Here is a 23,834-nt window from a genome sequence, read left to right as displayed (position 1 = left end):
GCAGCCGTGGTCGGCCGTGCATGCGACTACGTCTCCAAGTCAAACAAAGGTGTCCGATGACGATTCCGATGCTGTCCAAGGGGCAGAACTTGCCCCTCCCGACCGACGTGGTGCAGGTCGACGTGGTCATCGGCTGGACCGAGTCGGAGATCGACGTGGATGCGTCGGCGTTGCTGCTCAACACAGATGGCAAGGTTCGGTCGGATGACGATTTCGTCTTCTACAACCAGCCGGAATCCGCCGACGGGTCGATCAGGTTCCTCGGCACGGGTGCGACCGAGGACGGCGCTCAGGCCCGCATCGCGATCGATCTGCCCGCCATTGCCGATGACGTGTGCACCGTGGCACTCGTCGGTAGCGTCGGCACCGGAAGCTTCGGTGACCTCGGCAAACTCACCCTCCGACTGGTCGACGGAACGGGACACTCGCTCGCGGAGTACGTCACGGCCGACGCCACCACCGAGTCCGCATTCGTCTTCGGCGAGGTGTATCGACGTGGCACTGAGTGGAAGGTGCGGGCGGTCGGCCAGGGCTGGGAATCGGGGCTGCCCGGACTCGCCGCGGATTTCGGCGTGGACATCGACGACGACGCGGACCCTCACCCCACTGACGCCCTCGAAACCGACTCTGCCGACGCGGAACCCGCGTCGGCAGGTAGCGGTTCCTCCGGCCGGGTCCCGCAGGATCCGCCCACACCCACCACGGACCGATCGGCGAAAGCGAGCCGGCGCGGCGTGCGGACCGCGAAGCGGGTGGTGAAGAAGTCGAAACCGATCGAGTTCACGCTTGCCGAGCACGACACCTGGCAGCCTGCGCGGCTGTTCTCGGTCATCGGAGTCGGCGCCGGGGAGGAGCAGGAACGCCGCGCGACATCGGCCTTGATTGCCACCATGCAGGCAGTGCGTCCCTTCGCGCGCGCACTGTGTGCACGGATGGGCGCGCCTGCTGGCAATTTCGAAGGCTACGTCGAGGTTCAGTACGAACGGGGGGAGACGAAAGTGATCCCCGACGCCGTCCTCAAGGTCGCCCGCGGATCCCGTCAATGGACCGGGCTGCTCGAGGTCAAAACCGGCAACGGCAAGCTCAAACGAGAGCAGCTTGAAAGCTACCTCGACGTGGCCCGCAGGAAGAAGTACGACGTGGTCGTCAGCCTGTCGAATGACGTCCCTGCCAGTGCCGGAGAACTCCCCGTCGAGGTCGACCGGCGCAAGCTGGCCAAGGTCGCCCTCCGACATCTGTCGTGGGCCGAAGTGGCGCACGAGGCACGGATGCTCCTCTCACACGGAGACATCGATAATGCACTCCATGCCTGGATTTTGAGCGAGTTCCTCCGGTATCTCGATCACCCTCGGTCCGGTGCGACCGAGTTCGTCGACATGGGTCGTCACTGGGTCACCATCCGTGACGCGGTGACGGCAGGAACCCTCCGCTCAGGCGATCAGAAGGCGCTGACGGTGGCCGAGTCGTGGGTGGCCCTGTCGCGGCACCTCGCCCTGCGGATGACCGCTGAACTCGGTGTCACCGTCAAGCACATCGTTGCTCGTCGATACAACAACGATCCTGCGGCACGAAACGCGTCTGTCGTGGATCGGTTGGCGGGCGATGGAGTATTCGAGGCCGTGCTCCGAATCCCCGAGACCGCTGGCGATCTCACCGTGATCGCGGATGTCCGTACCAGCAAGATCCGCTGCCGCACCACGGTGGACGCCCCGAATGAAGGAACGTCGAGCCGCAGGGTGGCGTGGCTTCTGAAGCAGTTGAAGGACGTTCCCGGCGATGTCCAGGTCGAAGCGGTGTTCTCCGAACGCGGCAACGAGACATGCGAATACCTGGATGTGGTGCGCGGGAATCCGAAGGTTCTGACCGACAATCGGTCCGGCGACATCGTGTCTTTCAGTCTCGAACAGACCTTCCCGATGAGTGGGCGGCGCTCGGGAACCGCGGCGAACTTCGTCACGAGCGTCACTTCATCGACCGACGCCTTCTATGGAGGGGTGGTCCAGAAGCTGCGCGAGTGGGTGCCCGCCGCACCGAAGCAAACCCAGCCTGCGGCTCCCGAGGCGGCCGACGAACAACCCTCGTAGGCCGTCAGGACACCTAGCGGCGCACGGGGTACCGCAGGTGCAGGGCGCGGCGCCCCTGAATCACGAACGGATCCTCCAGGAGTTGATGGCCGCGGGCCAGGGCCGCGAAATAGGGGATGCCCTCGCCGAACAGCACCGGAACGATGCTGACGCACACCTCGTCTACCAGGCCGAGGTCGAGTGCCTGCTGCGTGATCGCGGCGCTCGCGATGGTCACGTCCCTGTCGCCCGCGATCTCCCTGGCACGGGCGACCGCGGCGGCGACACCGTCAACGAAGGTCGTTGTCGGCCAGGCCGTTGCAGCGTCCTCCGGCGCACGATGGGTGACCACCACGACCGGGGCGCCCGCCGGGTGGGTGCCGCCCCAGCCGTGCGCGATGTCGAACAGGCGTCGGCCCGCGACGAGTGCTCCGCAGTTCTCGGTCAACTCGCGCAGCGCCTGAGCGCCCGCATCGTCGACCCGAAACGAGACGGTCTCGTTCGGGTTCGGCACGGTCACCTCGCCGCCCTCGTACCACTCGAACAGTTCCCCGACCTCGTCGTCCGGGTTCGCGACGAACCCGTCGAGTGACATCGTCATGTGACTGAACACCTTGCCCATCGTGGACCTCCTTCTGTGTGTGCTGACCTCCGTACCGACCGTCCCCGACCGTGGAACTCATCGGCCGCGCGAAACGGGTGCGCAGATCCGGGGACAGATCAGGGTTGGCCCCGATGTGGGGACGGGCCAACTTCCCTAGCGTCGAGGCATGGTTGATCGACAACGCGGAAACAAGCTCGGAGCAGGCCTGGCCGGCCTGCTGCTGACGGCATCACTGGTGGCCGGGTGCGGGACGGACACCGGACACCCTGCACCGACGCCCGCCGCGGGTGCGTCGGGTGCCGCGGTGACCGAGCAACAGCAGATCGGTGATCGGGTGGTCGACCTCACCGTCGACTCGCCCGCGCTCGGCGGCCCGGCCCAGGTCCGCCTGCTCACCCCGGACGGGTGGGGTGAACGGGCGCCCGGCCGCACCTGGCCGGTGCTTTACCTGCTGCCCGGTGGCGACGGCGATCACCTGAGCTGGACCAGCGACAGCAACATCGCGACCCTTCCGGAACTGCGGGACGTCCTGGTGGTGGTGCCGGGCATGCCGATGTTCGGTTTCTACAGCGACCGGTACAACCAGGGGCGCGGCGGGCCGCCCGCGGTGCGGTCATTCCATCTCGACGAGTTGGTCCCGCTGCTCGAACGCGACTACGGGACCGGACAGGACCGGGTGATCGCCGGCCTGTCGCAGGGCGGATACGGTGCGCTGGTGTATGCGGCGCAGCGGCCGGGGATGTTCCGGGCCGCCGCGAGCTACAGCGGATGGTTGGCCCCGCTGCGGCGTGCCGAGGTGGTGCTGGCCGCGGCCCGGTTCGTCGGCGTCGACGACCGCGGCCTCTGGGGTGATCCGGTGCGCGACCGCGCGGTGTGGGAGGCGAACGACGTCTACCACCTTGCCGAGGCGCTGACCGGGCTGCCGGTGTATCTGTCCAGCGGTGACGGCACCGTCGGCGATCTGGACCCGCCCGGCACGGCAGCGGAAACGCTGTTTCCCGAGCTCGACCGGTTGGCCGCGGAGTTCCCGCCCGGCGTGGTGGACCTGACCGAGGCGGTGATGCACGAGAGCAGTCGCGCCGTTGCGGATCGGCTGCGGGCGCTTGGCGCCGAGCCGGTCACCCATTTCACGGCGGGAACGCACAGCCCGCCGTACTGGGAACGGGAACTGCACCGTTCACTGCCGATGCTGTTGGCGGCGTTGCATTCGGGCGGGTGACCCGGCCTCGGCGCGGCGTCCGGATCCCGCGGGCGGGCGGGGCAGCCGAAGCACCAACCGGACACCGCCGAGCGGACTGTCCTCGAACCATGCGGTGCCCCCGTGCAACTGGGCCTGCTGACGGATCAACGCCAGACCGAGACCCGATCCGGCTGGCGCCGCGCCGCTGCCGCGCCGAAACCGCTCGAACAGCGCCTCGCGCTCGCCCACGGGCACCCCAGCACCGTCGTCGGTCACCGCGATGTACACCGCGTCCCACCCGTCCCTGGCACCGATCTCGATCACCCGGGCCCCACCGTGCCGGACCGCATTGGTGACGGCGTTGTCCACCGCGAGCCGCAGCCCGGCGGGCAGCCCGACGACCGCGAGCGCGGACGGCACATCGAGCCGGATGTCGACCCCCGGGTGGGCGCGGCCCGCGTCCTGCGCGGCGCGGTCCAACAGTTCGGCCAGATCGACCGGCTCGAAGTCGGCTCCCGACGTCAGGTCACCGGCCGCGAGCCGTTCCAGCGCGCCGAGGGTGCCCTCCGCGCGCCGCTGGGTGCGCAGCGTGTCGGCCAGAATCTCGTCGCGGGTGTCCGCTGGCAGGTCCATCGTCGTCGCGACCTCGAGGTTCGTGCGCATCGCGGTCAGCGGGGTGCGCAGTTCGTGCGCGGACGCGGCCGCGAAGTCGCGGGCCGTCTCCAGAGCCGACGCGGTGCGGGCCCGCTCGTCCGCGTTGGCGGCGAGCAGCTGCCGCAGCGCCGCGGCCAGCTCTTCCGCTTCCCGCGCCCCCGACCCCTGCGGCGGCGGCGCCGCGGGGTCGGCACCGAGCCTCCGGGTCTGTTCGGCGAGCCTGCGCAGCGGCGCGACCGCGACCCCGGCGAACAGCCACCCGAGCCCGGCGGCAACGAGAACCGCCGCGACACCGATCGCCACCGTCCACCGGTGCAGACCGGTGATCGTCGCCCGGGCAGGCTCGGTCGGCGCGCCGACCGAGATCGTCGCGTCCAGCCCGCTGATCACCACGACGGTCCGCACCCGATACGGCGTCCCGTCCACGGTGGCGTCGCTCCAGCCTTCGGGGGACGGGGGGAGGGTCGCGGCGGTCGTCGACAGCACGATCCCGCCCGCGCGCACCGTCCCCGCATAGTCCGGGGGCAGCGGCAGCGGGCCCTGCAGCACGCGCAGGCTGGTCAGGTTGGCGGCCGTCACCTGGGCGACGGAGTCGAGTTTCGCGTCGAGCTGCGCGGTGACCTGCCGTTCGATCCCGATCCAGGCGACCGCGCCGAGCAGCAGCACGACCACCGCGGTCCCGAGCGCCGCCGCCGCGGTCACCCGCGCCCGCAGCGACACCGGCCCCCGGCGCCCGGTCCCCGCCCGCGGCGTGGTCATGGGTCCCGGAGGACGAAGCCGACGCCGCGAACGGTGTGCAGCACCCGGGGTGCGCCGTCGGCCTCCAGCTTGCGTCGCAGGTAGCTGACGAACACGTCCACCACGTTCGTCTCCGTCTCGAAGTCGTACCCCCACACCGATTCGAGCAGCCCCTCGCGGGTGAGCACGATGCCGCGGTTCTCGGCGAACGCCGAGAGCAGGTCGAACTCCCGCTTGGTCAGGTGCACCGCCCGGCCGGCGACACCGACGCGGCGGCCGGGCAGGTCGACGGTGACCGGTCCGACGCGGACCGTCCCGGCCTGCGTCTGCGCGGTCGGATCAGGCCTGCGGCGCAGCAGGGCGCGGATCCGCGCGACCAGTTCACCGAACTCGTACGGTTTCACCATGTAGTCGTCCGCGCCCGCCTCGAGGCCCGCGATCCGGTCGCCGACCGCGCTCCGCGCGGACAGCACGCATACCGGCACGTCGTTGTTCAACGCCCGCAGGGCGGTCACCACCCCCACGCCGTCGAGGACGGGCAGGCTCAGGTCCAGCACGATCAGGTCCGGATCGTGCTCGTTGACGGCACGCAGGGCGGCCGCCCCGTCCTCCGCGGTGACGGTCTCGAACCCAGACAGTTCGAGACCGCGCCGCAGCGCGGTCAGGACGTCGGTGTCGTCCTCGACGATCAGTACCCGGTGGACAGCGACCACTCCCTCATCTTGCCGGGTGACGCCGGTTGCCGCCGGGTCATGCCGCCTCGCCCGCCGCTCCCCGGCTCAGCAGGGACTCCATCGCGGCGGCCCAGGCTCGGTAGTCCTCGGTCCACTGCTGTGCCGGTTCGGTCGCGAACAGCAGGACATCGGCCTCGTCGGCGGGCGTTGCGCCGGGAAGGACGGACGCCATCCATCCGCGGCCGGGTTCGGTGACGAGGACCTCACCGCACTGCGGCTCGGCGGCGACGATCACGGCGAGGCCCCTGCTGCGCAGCTCGGCGGTCGTCGTTGTGATGCATCGCCGCTCCCGACCAGCCCTCCGAATGCTCGACATGACATCTCCCATCCTCGAAACATCCTGGTTCCCAGTGGGATTCGATTCCCGGAACCTCTATGCCCTCAAGGCTAGGGGGAGAGCGTGGGGGATTGATTGCCGGCGAATGAGAACTCCGTGAGAGTCGGGCGGCGGCCGGTCAGAGGCCGAGCGCGGTGACCGCGTTGCCGTGCAGGCCGGCGTGTTGCCGGGAGTAGAGGGCGATCATCCGCTGGTCGGTGTGCCCGCTCTGCGTCATGATCTGCTCGGCGGAGGCCGCATTGCGGACGGCCTGGGTGACGAACCCGGCCCGCAGGCTGTGCCCGCCGAGCATCGCGACAAACTCCTCCGCGTAGCCCGCCTGCCTGGCGCGGCGTTGGATCATCGACGCGATCGCCTGCCCCGACAGCGCGGTGGCGCCGAGCCCGCCGGTGCGGTGCACCCGCCGGAACAGCGGCCGCGGCTCCGAGTCCGGGGATCCGGAGACCCCCCGGCACCGGTGCTCGGGGTGCCCGTCCTCCGGGCCGGACAGCAGCGCCGCGACCGCGGGCCTGCCCCCGCCGTCCCAGGCGTCGACGACCTCCCGCCACCGCCAGTACGCGCAGACCGGGCAGGTCACCGGCGAGGCCCCGTAGGGGAGGGTCACGGTGCGCCCGGCCGCGGCCTGGTCGGTCTTCGACCGGCGGATCGTCACGTAAAGCCCGTCTGCGCGGTGCGGTCGGGCGTCGGACACCAGCAGTCCGGCGAGTTCGGAGCGTCGCATCGCCCCGGTCAACCCGATCAGCAGCAACGCCGAATCCCGGCGTTCGGCAACCCGATCCGGCCACGCCGCCGCCGAGGCCCGGGTGCGCATCTGTTCGACGATCACCCGAACGTCGTCGGTCAGCAGCGGTTCCCGTCGTGCGGGTGGCGTTGCCCGGGTGCGGGCGATGCCGCGCAGGATCTCGCGGACGGCCGCGGCCTGCCCCGGCTTGGGGTGCCCGGCCAGCGAGTGGATCGTGTTGATCGATGCCACCCACCGCGTCATCGTCGACGGCGCGTATGCGGGACGCCCGTCCGGACGCACCTCCGCCGACTTCTCGGTGAGGAACCACCCGAGCAGGTCCGGGGTGGCCGGGAGCGGCCGCTGCCCGACCCGCTCGCACCAGCGGGTGAAGATCGTCCAGTCGCTGATCTGCGCGGCGCGGGTGTTCGCGGACACCGACTCGAACCGGAGCCGGTGCATCGCCGCCGCGACGTCCTCGGGGACCGGGGTCACCGGGGCGGGCAGGGCGCCCGCCCGCGCGGGCCACTCACCGACATCGCCCATCTCGTTCCTCTTCTCCGGTCCCGCCGCGGTTGCCACCTCCGTGACGATACGGTCCGCCGGGGACATCGTGGCGGCGCGTGCGTCCGCCGCGGCGGGGCGGGTCAGGGCGCAGGCTAGCGCGGCACCTGCAACAGCGCGGTCAAGCCACCGCCGGGATTCGCGGTGAGGGTCAACTCGCCGGCGTGCGCCCTGGCCACCGCCGCCACGAGCGCCAGCCCCAGCCCGTGGCCGCGGTCGTTCGTGCGGGCGCGGCCGCTGCCGCGCACGAACGGCTCGGTCAGCGTTGCCAGCAGCTCGGCCGGCACCGGTGGGCCGTCATTGCGCACCAGGATGCGTACCGCCGCCGCATCGACCTCGCACCCCAGTTGCACGGCACCGCCGGGCCTGTTGTGCCGAATCCCGTTGCGGAGCAGATTGATCACGGCCTGCCGCAGCAGCACCCGGTCGCCGTTCACCGTCGCAGGCTGCGACGGGGGCGGCGGTAGGGCAACCCCTACCGCGGCGGCCTCGGGCGCAACCACCGTCAGGCTGTCGCGCACGAGGGCGGTCACATCGACCTCCTCGCGTGTCAGCAGACCGGACTGCGACTTGGCCAACTCGAGCAGCGCGGTCACGGTGTCGGCGTTCGTCCGATTGATGTCCCGGATGCGTTCGGCGAGCGTCCGCAGTTCCGCCGCGGTGGCCCGCGGGTCCGCGAGCGCAACGTCGATCATCGTCTGTGTCGCGGCGAGCGGCGTGCGCAGCTCGTGCGACGCGTTCGCCGCGAAACGGCGGTGCGAGTCCATCGACTCGGCGAGAGCGGTCAGCATCCGATCGAACGTATCGGCCAGGTCGCGTAGCTCGTCACGCGGGCCGCTCAGCGCGAGCTGCTGGCTCAGATCGCCGGCGGCGGCGCGGGTCGCGGCCGCGTTCAACGCGGCCAGCGGAGCGAGCATCCGCCCCGCCACGTACCAGCCAACGGCCGCGGAGGCCAAGGCCAGGATGGCCAGCGTGACGATCGAGGTGACGAGCATGGTGTCCAGGAAGTTCGTCATCGCCGTGAGCGGGACATCCACCTCGAGAACGCCGTCGGGGGTCGCCGGCACCGCCAACCGAAAGTTGACCGACATGACGTACATGAATAGGTAGACGATCGCGATCAGCGCCGCGCCCACGGCCGTCACCAGAGCGGCATAGGTGAGGGTGAGCCGGGCGCGAATGGTCAACCGGCGGGCCCGGCCGATCGGCGTCTGCGGCGCGGCCGCGGCGAAACCATGGACATGCACGGCGTCAGTCCTCCTCTGCCGCCCCGAAACGGTAGCCAACGCCGACCACCGTCTGAATCACCCACGGTTTGCCGAGCCGCTTGCGCAAATGGGAGATGGTGACCCGCGGCGACGCCGTGAACGGATCGGCGTTCGCGTCCCACGCCTTCGCCAGCAGGGTCTCCGCCGACAGCACGTCACCGGCGGCCTTCATCAGGGTGTGCAGCACCGCAAACTCTTTGCGGCTCAGCCGCACCGGCTCACCATCGCGCCACACCTCGTGCCGCAGCGGATCCAGGCGCACCCCGTTGGCGTCCAGAATGGGTGCCCGCGCGGGCTGGCTGCGCCGCTCCAACGCGCGCAGGCGCACCACCAGCTCGGGAAACTCGAACGGCTTCACCAGATAGTCGTCGGCACCGATCTCGAAACCCTCGACACGTTCGGCCAGCGCGTGCGCGGCGGTCAGCATCAGGACACGGACCTCCGGGTGGGTGGCGGCGATGTGCCTGCAGACGTCGTCACCGTGCACCGTCGGCAGGTCGCGATCCAACACCACGACGTCGTAGTCGGTCAACGCGATCAGGTCGAGGGCCTCGGCGCCGTCGCCGCTGACGTCCACCGCCATCGACACACGTCGCAGGCCGGTGGCGATCGCCTGCGCCAGATAGGGCTCGTCTTCGACAACCAGGACGCGAATGGTGACTCCTCGATACGGTGGCCGCCCAGCCCGGCGGCTGCTGGTCGCAGCGGACGTCCTTTAACACTATGACAACACCGCCGTTCGTAGCGTTGTGCCCATGCTCGATACCCAGTCGTTCGCCGCCGCCGCGGCACAGTCACCGCCGACAGCCGGCGGCGGCGGTCGCGCGCGCATCGTGGCCGTCGATGTTGCGCGCGCCCTCGCCCTCATCGGCATGATCGTGTCCCATCTCATGCCGCCGGAGGGCGCGTGGGGGCGGCTATTCCTCGGATTCCCGTCGGCACTGTTCGCCGTGCTGTCGGGTGTCTCGCTGGCGATCATGGCCGACCGCGGCATCCGTTCGGGTGGTGACGAACTCGCAGGCAGCCGCCACGCCCTGATGGTTCGCGGCGTGCTGTTGATCGCGCTCCAACAACTGGTGGCCCCGGTGTCGGGCACGATCTTCGTGGTGCTGCAGACCATCGGCATCTGCTACATCGCGCTGGCCTGCGCGCCGCGGTGGCGCACCAGAACGCTTGCGGTGCTTGCGGCGTGGCTGGTCGCGGCCTCGGCCGTCCTCCACGCGGTGGCCAGTGTCACGGCGCTGCCCGTCCCTCTGCTGCCGCCGTACCCGGTGACCGTGTGGGCGGCGCTGACCGTGGCCGGCATCCTGACGTACCGCCAGCTTCTCGGTTCCACCGCGGCGCAGGTGTGGACGCTCGTCGTCGGCGCCGCCATCGCGATCGCCGGTGCGGCACTGCGCAACGGTGCGATCGACTACGAGGCCACGCGGGCCGCCCGGGATCGCAACGGGCTCATCGGCGTTGCCCTCGTCGACCCAGCCCCGCACAGCGGGGGACTGCTCGATACCGTCACCGTCGCCGCCGGGGCGCTCGCGGCGCTGGCGCTGTGCCTGCTGGTGTGCCGCGGGCCGGTGAGCTGGACGCGGCCGCTGCAGGCGATGGGCTCGATGTCGCTCACGGTGTACGTGGCCCACCTCGTCTCCGCCGGACCGTTCTCGACCCCGAGCGCACCCGCATCGCTGCCGGTGCTGGGGTGGACCACCATCGTGGCGGCGCTTGCCGGTTCGACCCTGCTGTCGCTCTGGTTCCGGCAGGGGCCGTGCGAGTGGGTGATGGCGCGCTGCTGCGCGCGCGCCGCCGACCGCACGTTGCCGCCACGCCCCGCACTCGCGCGCGGGTAGCGCGCCACCGACATCCGCCCTCGCAATCACATTCCGCTACGGACTCGTGGCCGCGCCGAATGCGCGGCCCATGGAAAGGATCAACATGTTCACCTCCCGTATGTTCGCCGCCGGTGCCGCCGGGTTCGCGCTCGCGGCGATGGGGCCGGCGGGAACGGCGCACGCCCTGCACAGCGACACCTTCGCCGCGGACAACGCCGAGTCCGCTGCGGTGGTGTCCGCGCAGATCGCCGACACCGGTTCGCTCGACGGCGACTGCACCGGCACCGCGATCGCGCCGCACTGGGTGCTCACCGCCCGGCACTGCATCGAGCCCTTCCCGACCCCGGGCGGCAGCGTCCGGTTGGGCCAGGGCGACCAGCAGCGCCGGGTGCAGGTGGATCACTGGGAGGCCGCCCCTGCGGGGGACATCGCGCTGCTGCACACCGTCGAGGACATGGGGTTGGCCAGCTACCCGACGGTGTCGGACACGGTGCCCGGGTTGGGTGCCGCACGGCTGTACGGCTGGTCGCCGGACGGCAGCGGCAAGACAACGAAGCTACCGGTCGCGGAGGGGGAGATCACGGAACTCTTGGACATGTCGCTGTTCGAGGGCAAGCAGATGATCAACGTCGACACCCACAACGGCGGAAAGACGCAGCCGGGTGATTCCGGCGGCCCGCTGTTCGTGGACGGAAAGGTGGTCGGCACGCTGTCGGCCTCCCTGGGGGACGACAAGGACGGGATGTCCGACGTCGCCGCGTATGCGGTCGTCGCCGAGCAATACGACTGGGTGATGGAGACCATCAGCGGCGGCGGGCAGGGCGCCGATGCGGGCACGCCCGGTCGCGGTGACCTCAACGCGGCCTGGCTGGTCGGCGGTGGTGGCGGCGTGCTGGTGGCGATCGGCGCGTCGGTCGTGGTCCTGCGCGGGCGCGGCAAGTCCGACGCGGGGTAGCCGGCGCAGCGTCGATTGTCCCGACACGCGTATCGCTACACTCGGCACGATGCTCATCTGGATCAACGGTGCGTTCGGTGCGGGCAAGACACAGACTGCGTTCGAGCTGCATCGCCGCCTGCCGAACTCGCTGGTCGCCGACCCCGAGCTCATCGGGTTCGCGATCCACAAGATGCTGCCCGCTGGGGCGCGGGGCGACTTCCAGGACCGACCCCAGTGGAGATCGGCGGTGATCGAGACGCTCGCCGACGCGGTGGCCGCCCACGACGGACCCGTCCTCGTTCCGATGACCCTCGTGCATCCGGACTACTTCGACGAGATCATGGCCGGACTCTCCGACAGGAACGTCGAGGTCAGGCACTTCGCCCTCGTCGCTGCACCGGACACCCTCCGCCGCAGGCTGCGGGCGCGCGGAGACTACTGGCTTGGCCGTGCCACCGGGCGCCAGGACACCTGGGCGATGCGCCAGATTCCTCGCTGCGTTCGGGCACTCGCGACCGAGCGCTTCGACGAACACGTCGGGACCGATGGTCGAGCCGTCGACGACGTCGTTGAGGAGATCGCGGCCCGCGCCGGTCTGGACCTCGCGCACGCCCGCCTGAGCGGCGCCCGCTCCCGGCTCCGGCGGGGGGCGGTCGGGATCCGCCATATCAGGATGTGAGGGCCTCCGCGCCTGCCCGCACGCTCGGAAATTGTGTGGACGCCCCTCCGTCGGGGTTGATAGCGTGCGCGGGACCGTGACATCACGCCAGGAGGTGAGACCCATGACCGCAGTAACCATGTGGGTGCTCCCACTCGTGTTCACGGTTCGGCGAACGACGTAGGTGTCGCCGGGAGCGCCCGAAACGAGGCACTCCCGAAAGGCAACACCATGCACTTCACCTCTGAGAACCTGCACGTCACGTCGGAGACGACCGCGGACGGCGTCGTCGAACGACACTTCACCCTCGGCGACATCACCGGTGTGCTCTGGTCACCGGCGGCCGGGACCGCGGGTGCACCGCTGCTGCTGTCGGGGCACGGCGGCGGCATGCACAAGAAGGCGCCGGGATTGGTGGCCGCCGCACTCCACGGCGTGACCACCCACGGATTCACCGTCGCCGCCATCGACGCACCCGGGCACGGCGACCGCCCCCGCAACGCACGGGACCAGCAGTGGGTCGACGCGATCCACCGGGCCCGGGCGGCATCCGAGCCGATCGCGCCGATCGTCGTCGATTTCAACCGGTCGGTCGCCGAGCGTGCGGTACCGGAATGGCGGGCGACCCTCGACGCCCTGCAGGCACTGCCGGAGATCGGCTCCGAGGCGCCGGTCGGCTACGGCGGCGTCATGCTGGGGGCCGTGACCGGGATGCTGCTGGCGGCGGCCGACTCCCGGATCGCGGCACTCAGCCTCGGGGCGGTGTTCGTGGACGACGCGCTGATCGAGGCGGGGCGGAAGGTCACGGTCCCGGTCGAATGCTGGATTCCGTGGGACGCCGAGGGCATCGACCGTGCGGCCGCTGTGGCGTTGTTCGACGCCTTCGAGTCGACGGACAAGACCCTCCACGCGTACTCGGGTGGACACCATCAGGTGCCCGACCCCGAACGCACTTGCTCGGCGCCGCTCTTCGTCCGCCACCTCGGCCGGGGCGCAGGCCCGGCAGCGAGCTGACGTCACCGGTGGCGGTGTCCGGCGTTGTGCCGGGCACCGCCACCCCGTTTTTGCCGGTCAGGGCCGGAGCGGGACGCGGCTTCCGGCGCTGAACCGTGCGCCGATGCCGGGGTGAGACGACGCGGTTGCCAAGACATCTGCCGTCACAGTGACGTTTTGACCGAGGCCCCCGGGGGTCCAGTGTCGCTCGCGCAGGACGCCATCCTGCCGGGCCGCCGCGAGGGCGGCGAAACACCCCGCCTGTTGACGCGCGTCAACAGGCGTCCTCCGTGTCGATGCCGCAGTTCCCGGTCCGGCGCCGCGGCCATCCCAGTTTTCGCATCCCGGCTTCGCGGGCCACAGGGTCGCCCGCCACCCCCGTCGAGGGCAGGATCACGCCTGGTTCGGAGCGGATCCGGGCCGGATTTCTAACTCACCATAAGGGGGGATTATGACGATTAGAATCTCGCGTTTCATTACCGCACATGTTACGTAACATGTAATGTAATGTTACGCAACATGATCGAGGATGGCACCGCACCCGAATCCGCACCCGAATCCGACGGAAGCGCGCCTCGCGCGCGGCCGGGGCGCCCACGCAAGTACGCCAGCGACGCCGACCGGGTCCGCGCGTTTCGCGCCCGCCAGAAGACCCGCGACCAGCAGGGAGACATCGACGCCACCTCGTCCGCGGCGCCCGACGAGGTGGTCGGGTCCCTCGAACGCACGCTGACGGATCTGCGGACGGTCACCGGCACCGCGCTCGACCAGTTCACGCTCGCCGCTCGCCAGATCACCGCGGCGGTCGACCGGCTGACCGATCCGGCGGCGATCGACGGCGCCCTGCACCGCGCGGGCATCGAACTCGCGCAGACGAAGGCGGCCTACGAGACCGAACTGAAGGACCTGCGTGCCCGGCACGAGACCGCCCTCGACGATCGAACCAATGCGGACGCCGCGGTGGAGGCGGTCGATGCCGAACTGGCCGCGGCGCTGGCCGACCACCGGGCCGAGGTCGACCGGCTGACGACCGACCACCGCAGCGTCGTCGACGATCTCGAACGGGCACACCGGATCCAACTGGGGGAGACCACCGAGCAGATCGTGGCGCTCGAGGAGGACCGGGATTCCCGACTTGCCGCGGCAGCGGCGGAGATCGAGGCGCTGCGCACCCGGCTGCGCGAGTCCGACGGGCGGACGGAGGCGGCACACCAGCGGGCCGCGACCGCCGAACTGGCCGCCGACACCGCCCGGCAGCGGGCCGCCGAGGACGGCGAGACCGCCGCGCGACACCTCGCTCAGGTCACGGCGGTGTCGGAACAGCGCATCGTCGAGCTGCGGTCGGCGGCCGAGAAGGCCGCCGCGGCCGCAGCCACCACCATCGCGCGGCTCGAGCAGTCCGTCGAGCACGAACGCGGCGCCGCCGCCGATGCCCGGCACCGGGTCGACACGCTCCGCGACGAACTCGAGCAGTCCCGCGTCGACGCCGGGCAGGCGCGGACCGCGGAGTCCGCGCTCCGCGAGCAGCTGGCTGACCTTCGCGCAGCGACCGCCGCTCCGCGGAAACCGACCGGTGACCGCGACCGGGCAGCCGGGTGATCCCCGGGGTAGTGGTCACCCGCACGTTGAACACTGATTCGACGTCTGTCAATATTGATGTATGTCGATATACAATGGTTCGGGCGGCGAGCTCTGCTGCTCACCGCTGACGAGCGAGCCCCTGACCGAGGACTGGGCCGGGGACTTGGCCCGAATGTTCAAGGCACTCGGGGATCCGGTGCGGCTGCGAATGCTGAGCCTGATCGCCAGCCACGAGAGGGGAGAGGCCTGCGTCTGCGACATCTCGCCCGCGTTCGACCTGTCCCAGCCGACCATCTCCCACCACCTGAAGGTGCTGCGTGAGGCTGGCCTGCTCGACTGCGAGCGGCGCGGAACCTGGGTGTACTACCGGGTGATCCCGTCCGCGCTCGCGCAGTTGTCGGCCGTGCTGTCCTCCGAGTCCGGCGTCGTCGCTGGCTCGGCCTGCGGGTCCGCGGAGGCATCCCGGTGACCGATACCGCCGCCCACCCCGCTGTTGTTGGCAAGCTCTCGACCCTGGACCGGTTCCTGCCGGTATGGATCGGCGTCGCGATGGTTGCCGGACTGCTGCTCGGCAGGGGAATCCCCGGCCTCGGCGACGTCCTGTCCGCCGTGGAGATCGACGGCATCTCCCTGCCGATCGCCCTCGGCCTGCTGATCATGATGTACCCGGTGCTCGCGAAGGTCCGCTACGACCGCCTCGACACCGTCACCGGCGACCGCAGGCTCCTGATCGGATCGCTCGCGCTCAACTGGGTCCTCGGCCCGGCCCTGATGTTCGCGCTCGCCTGGATCTTCCTCGCGGACCTGCCCGAGTACCGGACCGGGCTGATCATCGTCGGCCTGGCCCGCTGCATCGCCATGGTGATCATCTGGAACGACCTCGCCTGCGGGGACCGCGAGGCCGCGGCCGTCCTGGTCGCGATCAACTCGGTGTTCCAGGTGATCATGTTCGCGGTCCTTGGCTGGTTCTACCTCTCGGTCCTGCCCGGCTGGCTGGGTCTGGAGCAGACCACGATCGACGCCTCGCCGTGGCAGATCGCGAAGTCGGTGCTGATCTTCCTCGGCATCCCGCTGCTCGCCGGGTTCGTGACCCGCCGCTACGGGGAGAAGGCCAGGGGCCGCGAGTGGTACGAGTCGACGTTCCTGCCGCGGATCGGGCCGTGGGCGCTGTACGGGCTGCTGTTCACGATCGTGATCCTGTTCGCCCTGCAGGGCGAGCAGATCACCTCCAACCCGGTGGACGTGGTCCGGATCGCGATCCCGCTGCTGGCGTACTTCGCGGTCATGTGGGGCGGTGGCTACCTGCTCGGCGCGGCGATGGGTCTCGGGTACGAGCGCACCACCACCCTCGCGTTCACCGCGGCGGGCAACAACTTCGAACTCGCGATCGCCGTCGCGATCGCCACCTACGGCGCCACGTCGGGGCAGGCACTGGCCGGGGTGGTCGGGCCACTGATCGAGGTGCCCGTCCTGGTCGCGCTGGTGTACGTCTCACTCGCCCTGCGTCGGCGCTTCGCTGCACCGGCACCGACGATCGGCGCCGCGGCGCCGGTGAAGGAGTCCTGACCCGATGGCAACACCGTCCGTGCTGTTCGTCTGCGTCCACAACGCCGGCCGCTCCCAGATGGCCGCCGGTTTCCTCGCCGCGCTGGCCGGCGACCGCATCGAGGTCCGGTCCGCGGGCAGCGCGCCCGCGGATCGGGTCAACCCGGCCGCCGTGCAGGCGATGGCCGAGGTCGGCATCGACATCTCCGCCGAGAACCCGAAGATCCTGACCGCCGACGCCGTCGAGGCGTCGGACGTGGTGATCACGATGGGGTGCGGCGACACCTGCCCGGTGTTCCCCGGCAGGTCCTACCGGGACTGGACCCTCGACGACCCGGCGGGGCAGGGTGTCGAGGCGGTGCGGCCGATCCGCGACGCGATCCGGGGCAGGGTCGAGGCCCTTGTCGCGGAACTGACCGTGCAGCCGGTCACCGACTGACCCGCGTCGGCCGCCGCTGCCCGGGGCGGCCGACGCGGGTCGCCGGCGTTCAGCAGCAGCCGCGTCCTGCCGCCGCGTCCTCGTCCACACGCTCGTCCGCGGGCGCGCCGGTGCCGCAGCAGACGCCCCCGTCGGCGCCGCGCGGGCCGTCGAGATGCGCCGGGCTGGTGCCGAAGGTGTCCGAGTCGGCGAGGACGGTGTAGACCTCCCACCGTTCACCGGCGGGGCCGGTGACCCACACCTTGTCCTGGGTGGCGAAGCAACAGGTGGTGCCGATCTCCTCGTCGGTGAACAGTCCCTCCTCGGTCAGCCGCGCGATCTCCGCGTGCACCCGCTCCGACGATTCGACCTCCACCCCGAGGTGGTTGATCGTGCCGCCCTTACCGGGGTTCTCGAGCAGCACGAGTTTGAGCGGGGGCTCGGCGATCGCGAAGTTCGCGTACCCGGGCTTCAGCTTCGCGGGTGCGGTGCCGAACAGTTTCGAGTAGAACGTGACCGCCTCCTGCAGGTCGTCGACGTTGAGTGCGAGTTGTGCGCGTGACATGACCGCCTACCTTTTCTATATATGTCGAAGTGTTCCGACTACAGAGTGCGCCACCTTTTCGACATAAGTCAAGAGCCTAGGTAGGATCGGCGTCATGCCGAAAGCCCTGCCGGTCATCGACGTCAGCGCACCGATCTGCTGCGCACCGGTGTCCGCCGCGCCGATCAGCGACGACGACGCCCTGCACCTGGCACTGCGCCTCAAGGCGCTCGCCGATCCGGTCCGCATCAAGCTGATGTCGATCCTGCTGACCGCCGCCGACGGCGAGGTGTGCACGTGCGACCTCGCCGCAGGCGTCGGCCTCGCCGAGTCCACCGTCAGCCACCACCTCGGCCAGCTCAAGCGGGCAGGCATGGTCGAGTCCGAGCGGCGCGGCATGAACGTCTTCCACCGCCCCCGCGCCGACTCCCTCGACGCCCTGCGCCTGGTCCTCGACCCGCACTGCTGCGCCTGACCGGGGGATCGGCGGCGCCCGCCGCTCGCGAGTTGGTCGTTTCCCCACCGATCCGGCGCCGAATCACGGGAAAACAACCAACTCGCGTGTGACGTCTTCCGTCCCCGGCCCGGGAGAAAATCGGGCGCCTCGGACGTTGACAGGACGAGAGCCTCCCGTGACGGGCGCTTCCATCGAAAGGACCGACATGATCCCCGCGCTGTTCGTGCTGTACCTCGTCGTCGAGGTCGCGGCGGTGGTCTGGATCGGCAGCGCCATCGGCGTCGGCTGGACCATTCTGCTGTTCCTCGCGATCTGGGCCGTCGGCCTGTGGCTGGTCCGCTCGCAGTTCCGCCGGGTGCTCGCGCAGTTCCGGGACGCCGGCCAGGACACCGCCGCGGTCGGCGGCGCGGTCGCCGACGGCGCCCTTGTCACCGCGGGCACCGTGCTGCTTGTCGTGCCCGGCCTGGTCACGGGCGTCCTCGGGCTGCTGATGCTGATGCCGCCGACGCGGTGGGCGCTGCGCCCGCTTGCGGTGTTGCTCGGGGGGCGCAGGCTCGCGATGGCCACCGCCGGTGGCGCCGCGGGCGCCGGGATGTATGCCCGCACCCGCCGCACCACCGTCGTCGACGGCGTGATCGTGGAGGACGTCGTGGTCGACCACGGCGCCGACACCCCGACCCGGATCACCGACCCGCTCGCGATCGAGGGCGAGGTGGTCCTTCCCGATCCCCGTCGACACCCCGGAACGGGCGGGCGGGCACACTGAGAACCCGTGAGTACCCAACTGTTGGTCGGCGGCCGCATCTACAGCCCGTCGGCACCGGATGCGACGTCCATGGCGGTCACCGACGGCACCGTCGTCTGGGTCGGTGAGGACCGGCCCGGGCGGGCCCTGCACCCGGACGCGGAGATCGTCGACCTCGACGGCACGTTCGTCGCCCCCGGCTTCGTCGACACGCACGTCCACACCACCGCCCTCGGTCTCACCCTGACCGGGTTGGACGTGGCGGGCGCCCGGTCCCTGCGCGAATGCCTCGACCTGCTGCGGGCCCACGCCGCCGAGCACGACGACGCCGTCATCTGGGGGCAGGGCTGGGACGAGACCGGCTGGCCCGACGCCGACCGCGGACCGACCACCGCCGAACTCGACGCCGCCGCCCCCGGCCGCGCCGTCTACCTGTCCCGGATCGACGCGCACTCCGCCGCCTGCTCGACGCCGCTGCGCAGCGCCGCCCGCGTCCCCGGCGAGACGCCCGTCACCGCGGACGAGCACCATCGGGTCCGGGCCGCCGCCCGCGACCTGCTCACCGCGGGGCAACGGGCCGCCGCCCGGGCCGCCGCCCTCGACAGGGCCGCCTCCTACGGCATCGTCGCGGTCCATGAATGCGCCGGGCCCGACATCGCGGGCCGAGCCGACCTCGCCGAACTGCTCGCCACCGACCACGGCGTGCAGGTCCGCGCCTACTGGGGGCAGGCCGTCACCAGCCCCGACGAAGCGCGGGCGATGATCGCCGAGACCGGGGCGCACGCCCTCGGCGGCGACCTGTTCGTCGACGGCGCGATCGGCTCCCGCACCGCGTGGCTGTCGCAGCCGTACGCCGACCGGCCGCACACCGGCACCGCCCACCTCGACGTCGACGCGATCGCCGCGCACGTGCGGTCCTGCACCGAGGCCGGGATCCAGGCCGGATTCCACGTCATCGGCGATGCCGCCGTCGCCGCCGCCGTCGCGGGCATCGAGCGGGTCGTCGCCGAACTCGGCGGGCCCGCGGTCGCGTCCTGCGGGCACCGCCTCGAACACGTCGAGATGATCGACGCCGAGCAGTCCGCGAAGCTCGCCGCGTGGGGTGTCGTTGCCAGCGTCCAGCCCGGATTCGACGCCCAGTGGGGCGGACCGGACGGCATGTATGCCCGCGCGCTCGGCGCCGACCGCGCGGCCGCGATGAACCCGTACGCGGCGATGGCCGCGGCCGGGGTGTCGCTCGCGATCGGCTCCGATGCCCCGGTCACGCCGCTGAACCCGTGGGACTCGCTGCGCGCGGCTGCCCACCACCGCACCGAGGGCGCCGGCATCTCGCCGCGTGCCGCGTACGCCGCGGCCACCCGCGGTGCGTGGCGGGCCGGCGGCGTGCGGGACGGGCTGGCAGGCACCCTGGTTCCCGGCGCCCCCGCCTCGTACGCGGTGTGGGAGGCGGGCGACCTGGTCGTCACCGCGGCGAAGGACACGGTGCAACGGTGGTCGACCGACCCGCGGTCCCGGGTGCCCGCGATGCCGCGGCTCGACGACGACGCCCCGAACCCGGTGTGCCTGCGCACCGTGCACCGCGGCGTCACCATCCATGAGCGCTGACGTCGACGCGGCGCCCGGCCTGCTGCGGCGGGCGGCGCCGATCCTGCGGGATTCCGTCGCCGCGGTCGTCGCCGGGCTGCTGCTGTTCGCGAGCTTCCCGCCGCGGCCGCTGTGGTTCCTGGCCCCGGTCGGCATCGGGCTGCTCGTCCTCGTCCTCACCGGATGGGGGAGCGGCCCGCGCCGGATGCGGGCCGGGTTCGGGTACGGCTACCTCGCCGGGCTCGGGTTCCTGCTGCCCCTGCTGCCGTGGATCGGCGTGTACGTCGGCCCGGTGCCGTGGCTTGCGCTGTCCGCCGTCGAGGCGCTGTTCGTCGGGCTGTTCGGTGCGCTCGCGGTCACGGTCGCACGGCTGCCGCTCGCGCCGCTGTGGATCGCCTGCACCTGGTCGATGACCGAATGGCTGCGGTCATCGGTGCCGTTCGGCGGATTCCCCTGGGGCCGGCTGGCGTTCGGCCAGTCCGAGGGCCTGCTGCTGTCCCTCGCGAGCATCGGTGGGGCGCCGCTGGTCAGTTTCGCGGTCGCGCTGACCGGTACCGGCCTTGCCGCCCTGGTCGCCGGGCTGACCGGAACGCCGCGACGCTGGGCACCGGCCGCCGCGCTCACCCTGATCGCCCCGGTCCTCGCGGCCGCGCTGTCGCCGACCCTGCCGGGCATGGACGCCGCGGACAGCGACCTCACCGACACCGGCACGATCACCGTCGCCGCCATCCAGGGCGGCGTCCCACGCCTCGGCCTCGACTTCAACGCGCAGCGCCGCGCCGTCCTCGACAACCACGTCGCCGAGACACTCGACCTCGCCACCGACGTGGACGCCGGGGACGTGCCCCGGCCGGACATCGTCATCTGGCCGGAGAACGCCTCCGACATCGACCCCCTCCGCAATCGTGATGCCGCCGCCGCGATCACCGCCGCCGCCCGCGCCGTCGGCGCCCCCATCCTCGTCGGCACAGTGCTCGTCAACGGCGACGGCACCACCACCAACTCGGTCATCGTCTGGGACCCCGCCACCGGCCCCGGCGACCGACACGACAAGAAGATCATCCAACCGTTCGGCGAGTACCTGCCGTACCGCGACTTCTTCCGGCACTTCTCCGAGTACGCCGACCGCGCGGGCAACTTCGTCCCCGGCGACGGGGACGGCGTCGTGCAGGTGACCACCGGCCGGGGGTCGGGAGAGCCGACCACCATCCCGGTCGGCGTCGCCACCTGCTACGAGGTCGCCTTCGACCGGGCCCTGACCGAGGCCGTGCGGGGCGGCGCCCAGCTCATCGCCGTCCCCACCAACAACGCCACGTTCGGGGACACGGAGATGACCTACCAGCAGCTCGCGATGTCGCGGCTGCGGGCGGTCGAGCACGGCCGGACCGTTGTCGTCGCCGCAACCTCCGGCGTCAGCGCGATCGTCGGCCCCGACGGAACCGTGCAGGAATCTTCGTCACTTTTCACCCCGACGACCCTGGTGGCGCAGGTTCCGCTGCGCGACTCCACTACGCTGGCTACTCGGTTCGGCCCGATCCCGGAGTTCGCTCTGTGCGTCGGCGCCGCCCTGGCCCTGCTCGCCGCCGCGCTGCACTCCGCAGCGCAGAGGCGGGCGCGGCAGGCCGCACCCTCAACTGACGGTGTGGATGTTCACGGAAAGAACCAGCCTCGGCTGGGGGAGAGGATCGAATGAGCGCGGGCACGCCGACCGGGGACACGCCGAGCTCCCACACCCTGGTGATCATCCCGACGTACAACGAGCGGGAGAACATCGCACTGATCATCGGGCGGCTGCACGCGGCGCTGCCCGGCACCCATGTCCTCGTCGCCGACGACGGCAGCCCCGACGGCACCGGCGACATCGCCGACAAGCTCGCCGCCGACGACACCGCCGGGCGCATCCACGTCATGCACCGCACCGAGAAGAACGGTCTCGGCGCCGCATACATCGCCGGCTTCCGGTGGGCCCTCGAACGGGACTACCAGGTGATCGTCGAGATGGACGCCGACGGCAGCCACGCCCCCGAACAGCTGCACCGCCTGCTCGACAAGATCGACGCGGGCGCCGACGTCGTCGCGGGCTCGCGGTACGTGCCCGGCGGCAGCGTCGTCAACTGGCCCAAGCGCCGCGAGATCCTCTCCCGCGGCGGCAACATCTACTCCCAGCTCGCGCTCGGCGTGAAGATCAAGGACATCACCGGCGGCTACCGGGCCTACCGGCGCACCGTCCTCGAGACCCTCGACCTCGGCGCCATCGAGTCCGCGGGCTACTGCTTCCAGATCGACATGGGGTGGCGGGCACTGCAGGCCGGGTTCACGATGGTCGAGGTGCCGATCACGTTCACCGAGCGCGAGCTCGGCGAATCGAAGATGTCCGGCAACATCATCACCGAGGCGTTCACGAAGGTCCTCGGCTGGGGCATGACCAACCGGTGGCGCAAGCTGCGCGCCCTGGTCGGCAGGTAGGCCGCAGCGGACAGAAACGGCCCCGGAGGATCACCCTCCGGGGCCGTTCTCGTCGATGTCCGCTACGCGCCGCGGCGCTTGGTCTTCAGGAGTTCCAGGCGCTCCTTGAGCAGCTCGTCCAGCTCCTCGATGGAGCGGCGCTCGAGCAGCATGTCCCAGTGGGTGCGCGGCGGCTTGACCTTCTTCGCCTCGGGCGCTGCACCCTCGAGGAGGGTGCCCTCCAGCCCGTTCTTGCACAGCCAGGTGCCGGGGATTTCGGCCTCGTCGGCGAACGGGACGTCAAACTCCTCGCCGTTGTCGCAGCGGTACCGGGCGATCCGTCGGGGCGCGAGATCGTGATCACGGTCGGTCTCGTAGCTCACCGCACCGAGACGGCTGCCCCGAAGTACGCGATCTGCCATGGTGGTGATTCCTCTCCTCGGTCGTCACGCGAGCACGCCTGGGCCGGTGGGCCCTGGGCGTTCACTCCACTACAACGACACGTACTCCCGAATGGTTCCCGCGCTGAGCGCAGAATCAACCGCCATCCTACCGGTGGGGTGGGCGGATCCCACCCCAAGGGTGACTCCCGGCCAGCGTCCGGTTGCGGCAGTGTCGACCCGTGACAGGCCACCCCACCGGCATCCGCAGGAGCCCCCATGAACTGCCGAGACGACACGTGCCGACGGCACCGTCCGCACCTCCTCCTACCCGCGAGTAGGGTGGGACGCGTGCCCATCTCCCGTCGCCTCGAATCATGTGTGTGGTGCGGCAGGGAGGTTCCCGACGCCGGTGTCGGCCGTCGGCGCCGCTACTGCAGGCAGTCCTGTCGGCAGCGCGCATATGAGCAGCGGTCGGCGGTGAAGGGCACGACGATCGCCCCGGACTCGACGATCCTCACCGCCGCCGAGGCCGAGGCCGCGATGGATCGGATGTTCGAGGTGCGCTGCGCCGCCGAGGACGTCGCCACCGCGGCGGCGGAGGGCGCGGATCCGGAGGAGATCGCTCGACTGTGCGCGACCCTGGTCGGGTTGGCCCGGAACGCCGAACGGCTTCGGTGACCTTTTCGTCACCTGTAAAAGCCCTGTACAGGGGCCCGTTCGGGTAACGCTGGTGTCCGTGGTCTCGACAAAGCCACAGACGAACAATTACACAGGCGGCGGTGTACGGCGCCCATTACGCTGAACACAACGTTGAATCTGAGAACACGCCGAAACCGCATCGCAACTATCCCTTTGCGT

The 23,834-nt window shown here is 70.9% G+C and carries 25 protein-coding genes; 16 read left to right on the top strand and 9 right to left on the bottom strand.

What is annotated here, in order from left to right; translation table 11 throughout:
- Positions 1 to 56 precede the first annotated feature (56 nt).
- Positions 57 to 2,084 carry a TerD family protein gene (locus tag ACFWPA_RS00705; RefSeq protein ID WP_378569416.1) on the top strand — a complete coding sequence of 676 codons (2,028 nt, stop codon included), beginning with the start codon at positions 57 to 59 and terminating at the stop codon, positions 2,082 to 2,084.
- A 13-nt stretch (positions 2,085 to 2,097) separates the two neighbouring features.
- Here ACFWPA_RS00705 and ACFWPA_RS00700 read toward each other — a convergent pair whose 3' ends face one another.
- Entirely contained in the window at positions 2,098 to 2,685 is a 588-nt protein-coding gene (locus ACFWPA_RS00700) for a dihydrofolate reductase family protein (RefSeq protein WP_378569414.1), read from the bottom strand.
- Between the two features lie 148 nt (positions 2,686 to 2,833).
- Between ACFWPA_RS00700 and ACFWPA_RS00695 the strand changes: the two genes are divergently transcribed.
- Complete coding sequence (locus ACFWPA_RS00695; protein WP_378569412.1) at positions 2,834 to 3,886, top strand: alpha/beta hydrolase; 1,053 nt, start codon at positions 2,834 to 2,836, stop codon at positions 3,884 to 3,886.
- Here ACFWPA_RS00695 and ACFWPA_RS00690 read toward each other — a convergent pair.
- The 6 genes from ACFWPA_RS00690 to ACFWPA_RS00665 form a co-directional block, all read right to left on the bottom strand.
- Positions 3,845 to 5,260 carry a sensor histidine kinase gene (locus ACFWPA_RS00690; RefSeq protein WP_378507147.1) on the bottom strand — a complete coding sequence of 472 codons (1,416 nt, stop codon included), beginning with the start codon at positions 5,258 to 5,260 and terminating at the stop codon, positions 3,845 to 3,847. The genes ACFWPA_RS00695 and ACFWPA_RS00690 overlap by 42 nt on opposite strands.
- Entirely contained in the window at positions 5,257 to 5,952 is a 696-nt protein-coding gene (locus ACFWPA_RS00685) for a response regulator transcription factor (RefSeq protein WP_378507148.1), read from the bottom strand. Before ACFWPA_RS00685 ends, ACFWPA_RS00690 begins: the two co-directional genes overlap by 4 nt.
- A 37-nt stretch (positions 5,953 to 5,989) precedes the next feature.
- Positions 5,990 to 6,289, bottom strand: coding sequence for a hypothetical protein (locus ACFWPA_RS00680; protein ID WP_378569410.1), 300 nt, complete (start codon positions 6,287 to 6,289; stop codon positions 5,990 to 5,992).
- A 139-nt stretch (positions 6,290 to 6,428) separates the two neighbouring features.
- Entirely contained in the window at positions 6,429 to 7,493 is a 1,065-nt protein-coding gene (locus ACFWPA_RS00675) for an integrase (protein ID WP_378507281.1), read from the bottom strand.
- 197 nt (positions 7,494 to 7,690) lie between these two features.
- Positions 7,691 to 8,731, bottom strand: coding sequence for a sensor histidine kinase (locus tag ACFWPA_RS00670; protein WP_378569408.1), 1,041 nt, complete (start codon positions 8,729 to 8,731; stop codon positions 7,691 to 7,693).
- 115 nt (positions 8,732 to 8,846) lie between these two features.
- Positions 8,847 to 9,518 carry a response regulator transcription factor gene (locus tag ACFWPA_RS00665; protein WP_378507282.1) on the bottom strand — a complete coding sequence of 224 codons (672 nt, stop codon included), beginning with the start codon at positions 9,516 to 9,518 and terminating at the stop codon, positions 8,847 to 8,849.
- A gap of 100 nt (positions 9,519 to 9,618) precedes the next feature.
- Here ACFWPA_RS00665 and ACFWPA_RS00660 point away from each other — a divergent pair, with 100 nt between their 5' ends.
- The 8 genes from ACFWPA_RS00660 to ACFWPA_RS00625 all read left to right on the top strand — a co-directional run bounded on the left by ACFWPA_RS00660 (position 9,619) and on the right by ACFWPA_RS00625 (position 16,839).
- Complete coding sequence (locus tag ACFWPA_RS00660) at positions 9,619 to 10,704, top strand: heparan-alpha-glucosaminide N-acetyltransferase domain-containing protein (RefSeq protein WP_378569406.1); 1,086 nt, start codon at positions 9,619 to 9,621, stop codon at positions 10,702 to 10,704.
- 85 nt (positions 10,705 to 10,789) lie between these two features.
- Complete coding sequence (locus ACFWPA_RS00655) at positions 10,790 to 11,641, top strand: trypsin-like serine protease (RefSeq protein WP_378569404.1); 852 nt, start codon at positions 10,790 to 10,792, stop codon at positions 11,639 to 11,641.
- Positions 11,642 to 11,690: 49 nt separating this feature from the next.
- Positions 11,691 to 12,302: an AAA family ATPase gene (locus ACFWPA_RS00650; protein ID WP_378569402.1), complete on the top strand. Its 612-nt coding sequence runs from the start codon at positions 11,691 to 11,693 to the stop codon at positions 12,300 to 12,302.
- Positions 12,303 to 12,533: 231 nt separating this feature from the next.
- A complete protein-coding gene (locus ACFWPA_RS00645) occupies positions 12,534 to 13,295 on the top strand; it encodes an alpha/beta hydrolase (RefSeq protein ID WP_378569521.1) in 762 nt (253 codons plus the stop codon).
- 486 nt (positions 13,296 to 13,781) lie between these two features.
- Positions 13,782 to 14,873, top strand: coding sequence for a hypothetical protein (locus ACFWPA_RS00640; RefSeq protein WP_378569400.1), 1,092 nt, complete (start codon positions 13,782 to 13,784; stop codon positions 14,871 to 14,873).
- 61 nt (positions 14,874 to 14,934) lie between these two features.
- Positions 14,935 to 15,324, top strand: coding sequence for an ArsR/SmtB family transcription factor (locus tag ACFWPA_RS00635; RefSeq protein WP_378507155.1), 390 nt, complete (start codon positions 14,935 to 14,937; stop codon positions 15,322 to 15,324).
- Complete coding sequence (gene arsB, locus ACFWPA_RS00630) at positions 15,321 to 16,421, top strand: ACR3 family arsenite efflux transporter (protein WP_378507156.1); 1,101 nt, start codon at positions 15,321 to 15,323, stop codon at positions 16,419 to 16,421. Before ACFWPA_RS00635 ends, arsB begins: the two co-directional genes overlap by 4 nt.
- A 4-nt stretch (positions 16,422 to 16,425) precedes the next feature.
- Positions 16,426 to 16,839, top strand: coding sequence for an arsenate reductase ArsC (locus ACFWPA_RS00625; RefSeq protein ID WP_378507157.1), 414 nt, complete (start codon positions 16,426 to 16,428; stop codon positions 16,837 to 16,839).
- 49 nt (positions 16,840 to 16,888) lie between these two features.
- Here ACFWPA_RS00625 and ACFWPA_RS00620 read toward each other — a convergent pair whose 3' ends face one another.
- Positions 16,889 to 17,383, bottom strand: a complete 495-nt coding sequence (locus tag ACFWPA_RS00620) for an ArsI/CadI family heavy metal resistance metalloenzyme (protein WP_378507158.1) — start codon at positions 17,381 to 17,383, stop codon at positions 16,889 to 16,891.
- Between the two features lie 94 nt (positions 17,384 to 17,477).
- Between ACFWPA_RS00620 and ACFWPA_RS00615 the strand changes: the two genes are divergently transcribed.
- The 5 genes from ACFWPA_RS00615 to ACFWPA_RS00595 all read left to right on the top strand — a co-directional run bounded on the left by ACFWPA_RS00615 (position 17,478) and on the right by ACFWPA_RS00595 (position 22,614).
- Entirely contained in the window at positions 17,478 to 17,837 is a 360-nt protein-coding gene (locus tag ACFWPA_RS00615) for an Rv2640c family ArsR-like transcriptional regulator (protein ID WP_378507159.1), read from the top strand.
- A 187-nt stretch (positions 17,838 to 18,024) separates the two neighbouring features.
- Positions 18,025 to 18,585 (top strand): FxsA family protein, encoded by a 561-nt coding sequence (locus ACFWPA_RS00610; RefSeq protein ID WP_378507160.1) that lies wholly within the window; start codon positions 18,025 to 18,027, stop codon positions 18,583 to 18,585.
- Between the two features lie 6 nt (positions 18,586 to 18,591).
- Complete coding sequence (locus ACFWPA_RS00605; RefSeq protein WP_378569398.1) at positions 18,592 to 20,169, top strand: amidohydrolase; 1,578 nt, start codon at positions 18,592 to 18,594, stop codon at positions 20,167 to 20,169.
- The gene (gene lnt, locus ACFWPA_RS00600) at positions 20,159 to 21,841 is read left to right on the top strand and encodes an apolipoprotein N-acyltransferase (protein WP_378507162.1); all 1,683 of its coding nucleotides are present in this window, start codon (positions 20,159 to 20,161) and stop codon (positions 21,839 to 21,841) included. The genes ACFWPA_RS00605 and lnt overlap by 11 nt, the downstream gene beginning before the upstream one ends.
- A complete protein-coding gene (locus ACFWPA_RS00595; protein ID WP_378507163.1) occupies positions 21,838 to 22,614 on the top strand; it encodes a polyprenol monophosphomannose synthase in 777 nt (258 codons plus the stop codon). Before lnt ends, ACFWPA_RS00595 begins: the two co-directional genes overlap by 4 nt.
- Before the next feature lie 62 nt (positions 22,615 to 22,676).
- Here ACFWPA_RS00595 and ACFWPA_RS00590 read toward each other — a convergent pair whose 3' ends face one another.
- Complete coding sequence (locus ACFWPA_RS00590; RefSeq protein ID WP_378507164.1) at positions 22,677 to 23,015, bottom strand: RNA polymerase-binding protein RbpA; 339 nt, start codon at positions 23,013 to 23,015, stop codon at positions 22,677 to 22,679.
- Between the two features lie 315 nt (positions 23,016 to 23,330).
- On the opposite strand from ACFWPA_RS00590, the gene ACFWPA_RS00585 reads away from it, so the two are divergent.
- Positions 23,331 to 23,654 (top strand): hypothetical protein, encoded by a 324-nt coding sequence (locus ACFWPA_RS00585; RefSeq protein WP_378507284.1) that lies wholly within the window; start codon positions 23,331 to 23,333, stop codon positions 23,652 to 23,654.
- Positions 23,655 to 23,834 lie beyond the last annotated feature (180 nt).

The sequence above is a fragment of the Rhodococcus sp. NPDC058505 genome, assembly GCF_042720095.1.
Taxonomy (GTDB): domain Bacteria; phylum Actinomycetota; class Actinomycetes; order Mycobacteriales; family Mycobacteriaceae; genus Rhodococcus_G.
The sequence above is the reverse complement of the archived record's forward strand: the minus strand, read 5'-3'. Positions and strand labels throughout refer to the sequence as shown.

What these genes read in the sequence shown, in the direction of transcription:
- ACFWPA_RS00705 (WP_378569416.1), top strand. Translation starts at nt 57, where the DNA reads ATGACGATTCCGATGCTGTCCAAGGGGCAGAACTTGCCCCTCCCGACC.
- lnt (WP_378507162.1), top strand. Translation starts at nt 20,159, where the DNA reads ATGAGCGCTGACGTCGACGCGGCGCCCGGCCTGCTGCGGCGGGCGGCG.
- ACFWPA_RS00625 (WP_378507157.1), top strand. Translation starts at nt 16,426, where the DNA reads ATGGCAACACCGTCCGTGCTGTTCGTCTGCGTCCACAACGCCGGCCGC.
- ACFWPA_RS00620 (WP_378507158.1), bottom strand. Translation starts at nt 17,383, where the DNA reads ATGTCACGCGCACAACTCGCACTCAACGTCGACGACCTGCAGGAGGCG.
- ACFWPA_RS00675 (WP_378507281.1), bottom strand. Translation starts at nt 7,493, where the DNA reads ATGCACCGGCTCCGGTTCGAGTCGGTGTCCGCGAACACCCGCGCCGCG.
- ACFWPA_RS00615 (WP_378507159.1), top strand. Translation starts at nt 17,478, where the DNA reads ATGCCGAAAGCCCTGCCGGTCATCGACGTCAGCGCACCGATCTGCTGC.
- ACFWPA_RS00695 (WP_378569412.1), top strand. Translation starts at nt 2,834, where the DNA reads ATGGTTGATCGACAACGCGGAAACAAGCTCGGAGCAGGCCTGGCCGGC.
- ACFWPA_RS00655 (WP_378569404.1), top strand. Translation starts at nt 10,790, where the DNA reads ATGTTCACCTCCCGTATGTTCGCCGCCGGTGCCGCCGGGTTCGCGCTC.
- ACFWPA_RS00660 (WP_378569406.1), top strand. Translation starts at nt 9,619, where the DNA reads ATGCTCGATACCCAGTCGTTCGCCGCCGCCGCGGCACAGTCACCGCCG.
- ACFWPA_RS00690 (WP_378507147.1), bottom strand. Translation starts at nt 5,260, where the DNA reads ATGACCACGCCGCGGGCGGGGACCGGGCGCCGGGGGCCGGTGTCGCTG.
- ACFWPA_RS00650 (WP_378569402.1), top strand. Translation starts at nt 11,691, where the DNA reads ATGCTCATCTGGATCAACGGTGCGTTCGGTGCGGGCAAGACACAGACT.
- ACFWPA_RS00640 (WP_378569400.1), top strand. Translation starts at nt 13,782, where the DNA reads ATGTTACGCAACATGATCGAGGATGGCACCGCACCCGAATCCGCACCC.
- ACFWPA_RS00635 (WP_378507155.1), top strand. Translation starts at nt 14,935, where the DNA reads ATGTCGATATACAATGGTTCGGGCGGCGAGCTCTGCTGCTCACCGCTG.
- ACFWPA_RS00595 (WP_378507163.1), top strand. Translation starts at nt 21,838, where the DNA reads ATGAGCGCGGGCACGCCGACCGGGGACACGCCGAGCTCCCACACCCTG.
- ACFWPA_RS00680 (WP_378569410.1), bottom strand. Translation starts at nt 6,289, where the DNA reads ATGTCGAGCATTCGGAGGGCTGGTCGGGAGCGGCGATGCATCACAACG.
- ACFWPA_RS00610 (WP_378507160.1), top strand. Translation starts at nt 18,025, where the DNA reads ATGATCCCCGCGCTGTTCGTGCTGTACCTCGTCGTCGAGGTCGCGGCG.
- ACFWPA_RS00700 (WP_378569414.1), bottom strand. Translation starts at nt 2,685, where the DNA reads ATGGGCAAGGTGTTCAGTCACATGACGATGTCACTCGACGGGTTCGTC.
- ACFWPA_RS00590 (WP_378507164.1), bottom strand. Translation starts at nt 23,015, where the DNA reads ATGGCAGATCGCGTACTTCGGGGCAGCCGTCTCGGTGCGGTGAGCTAC.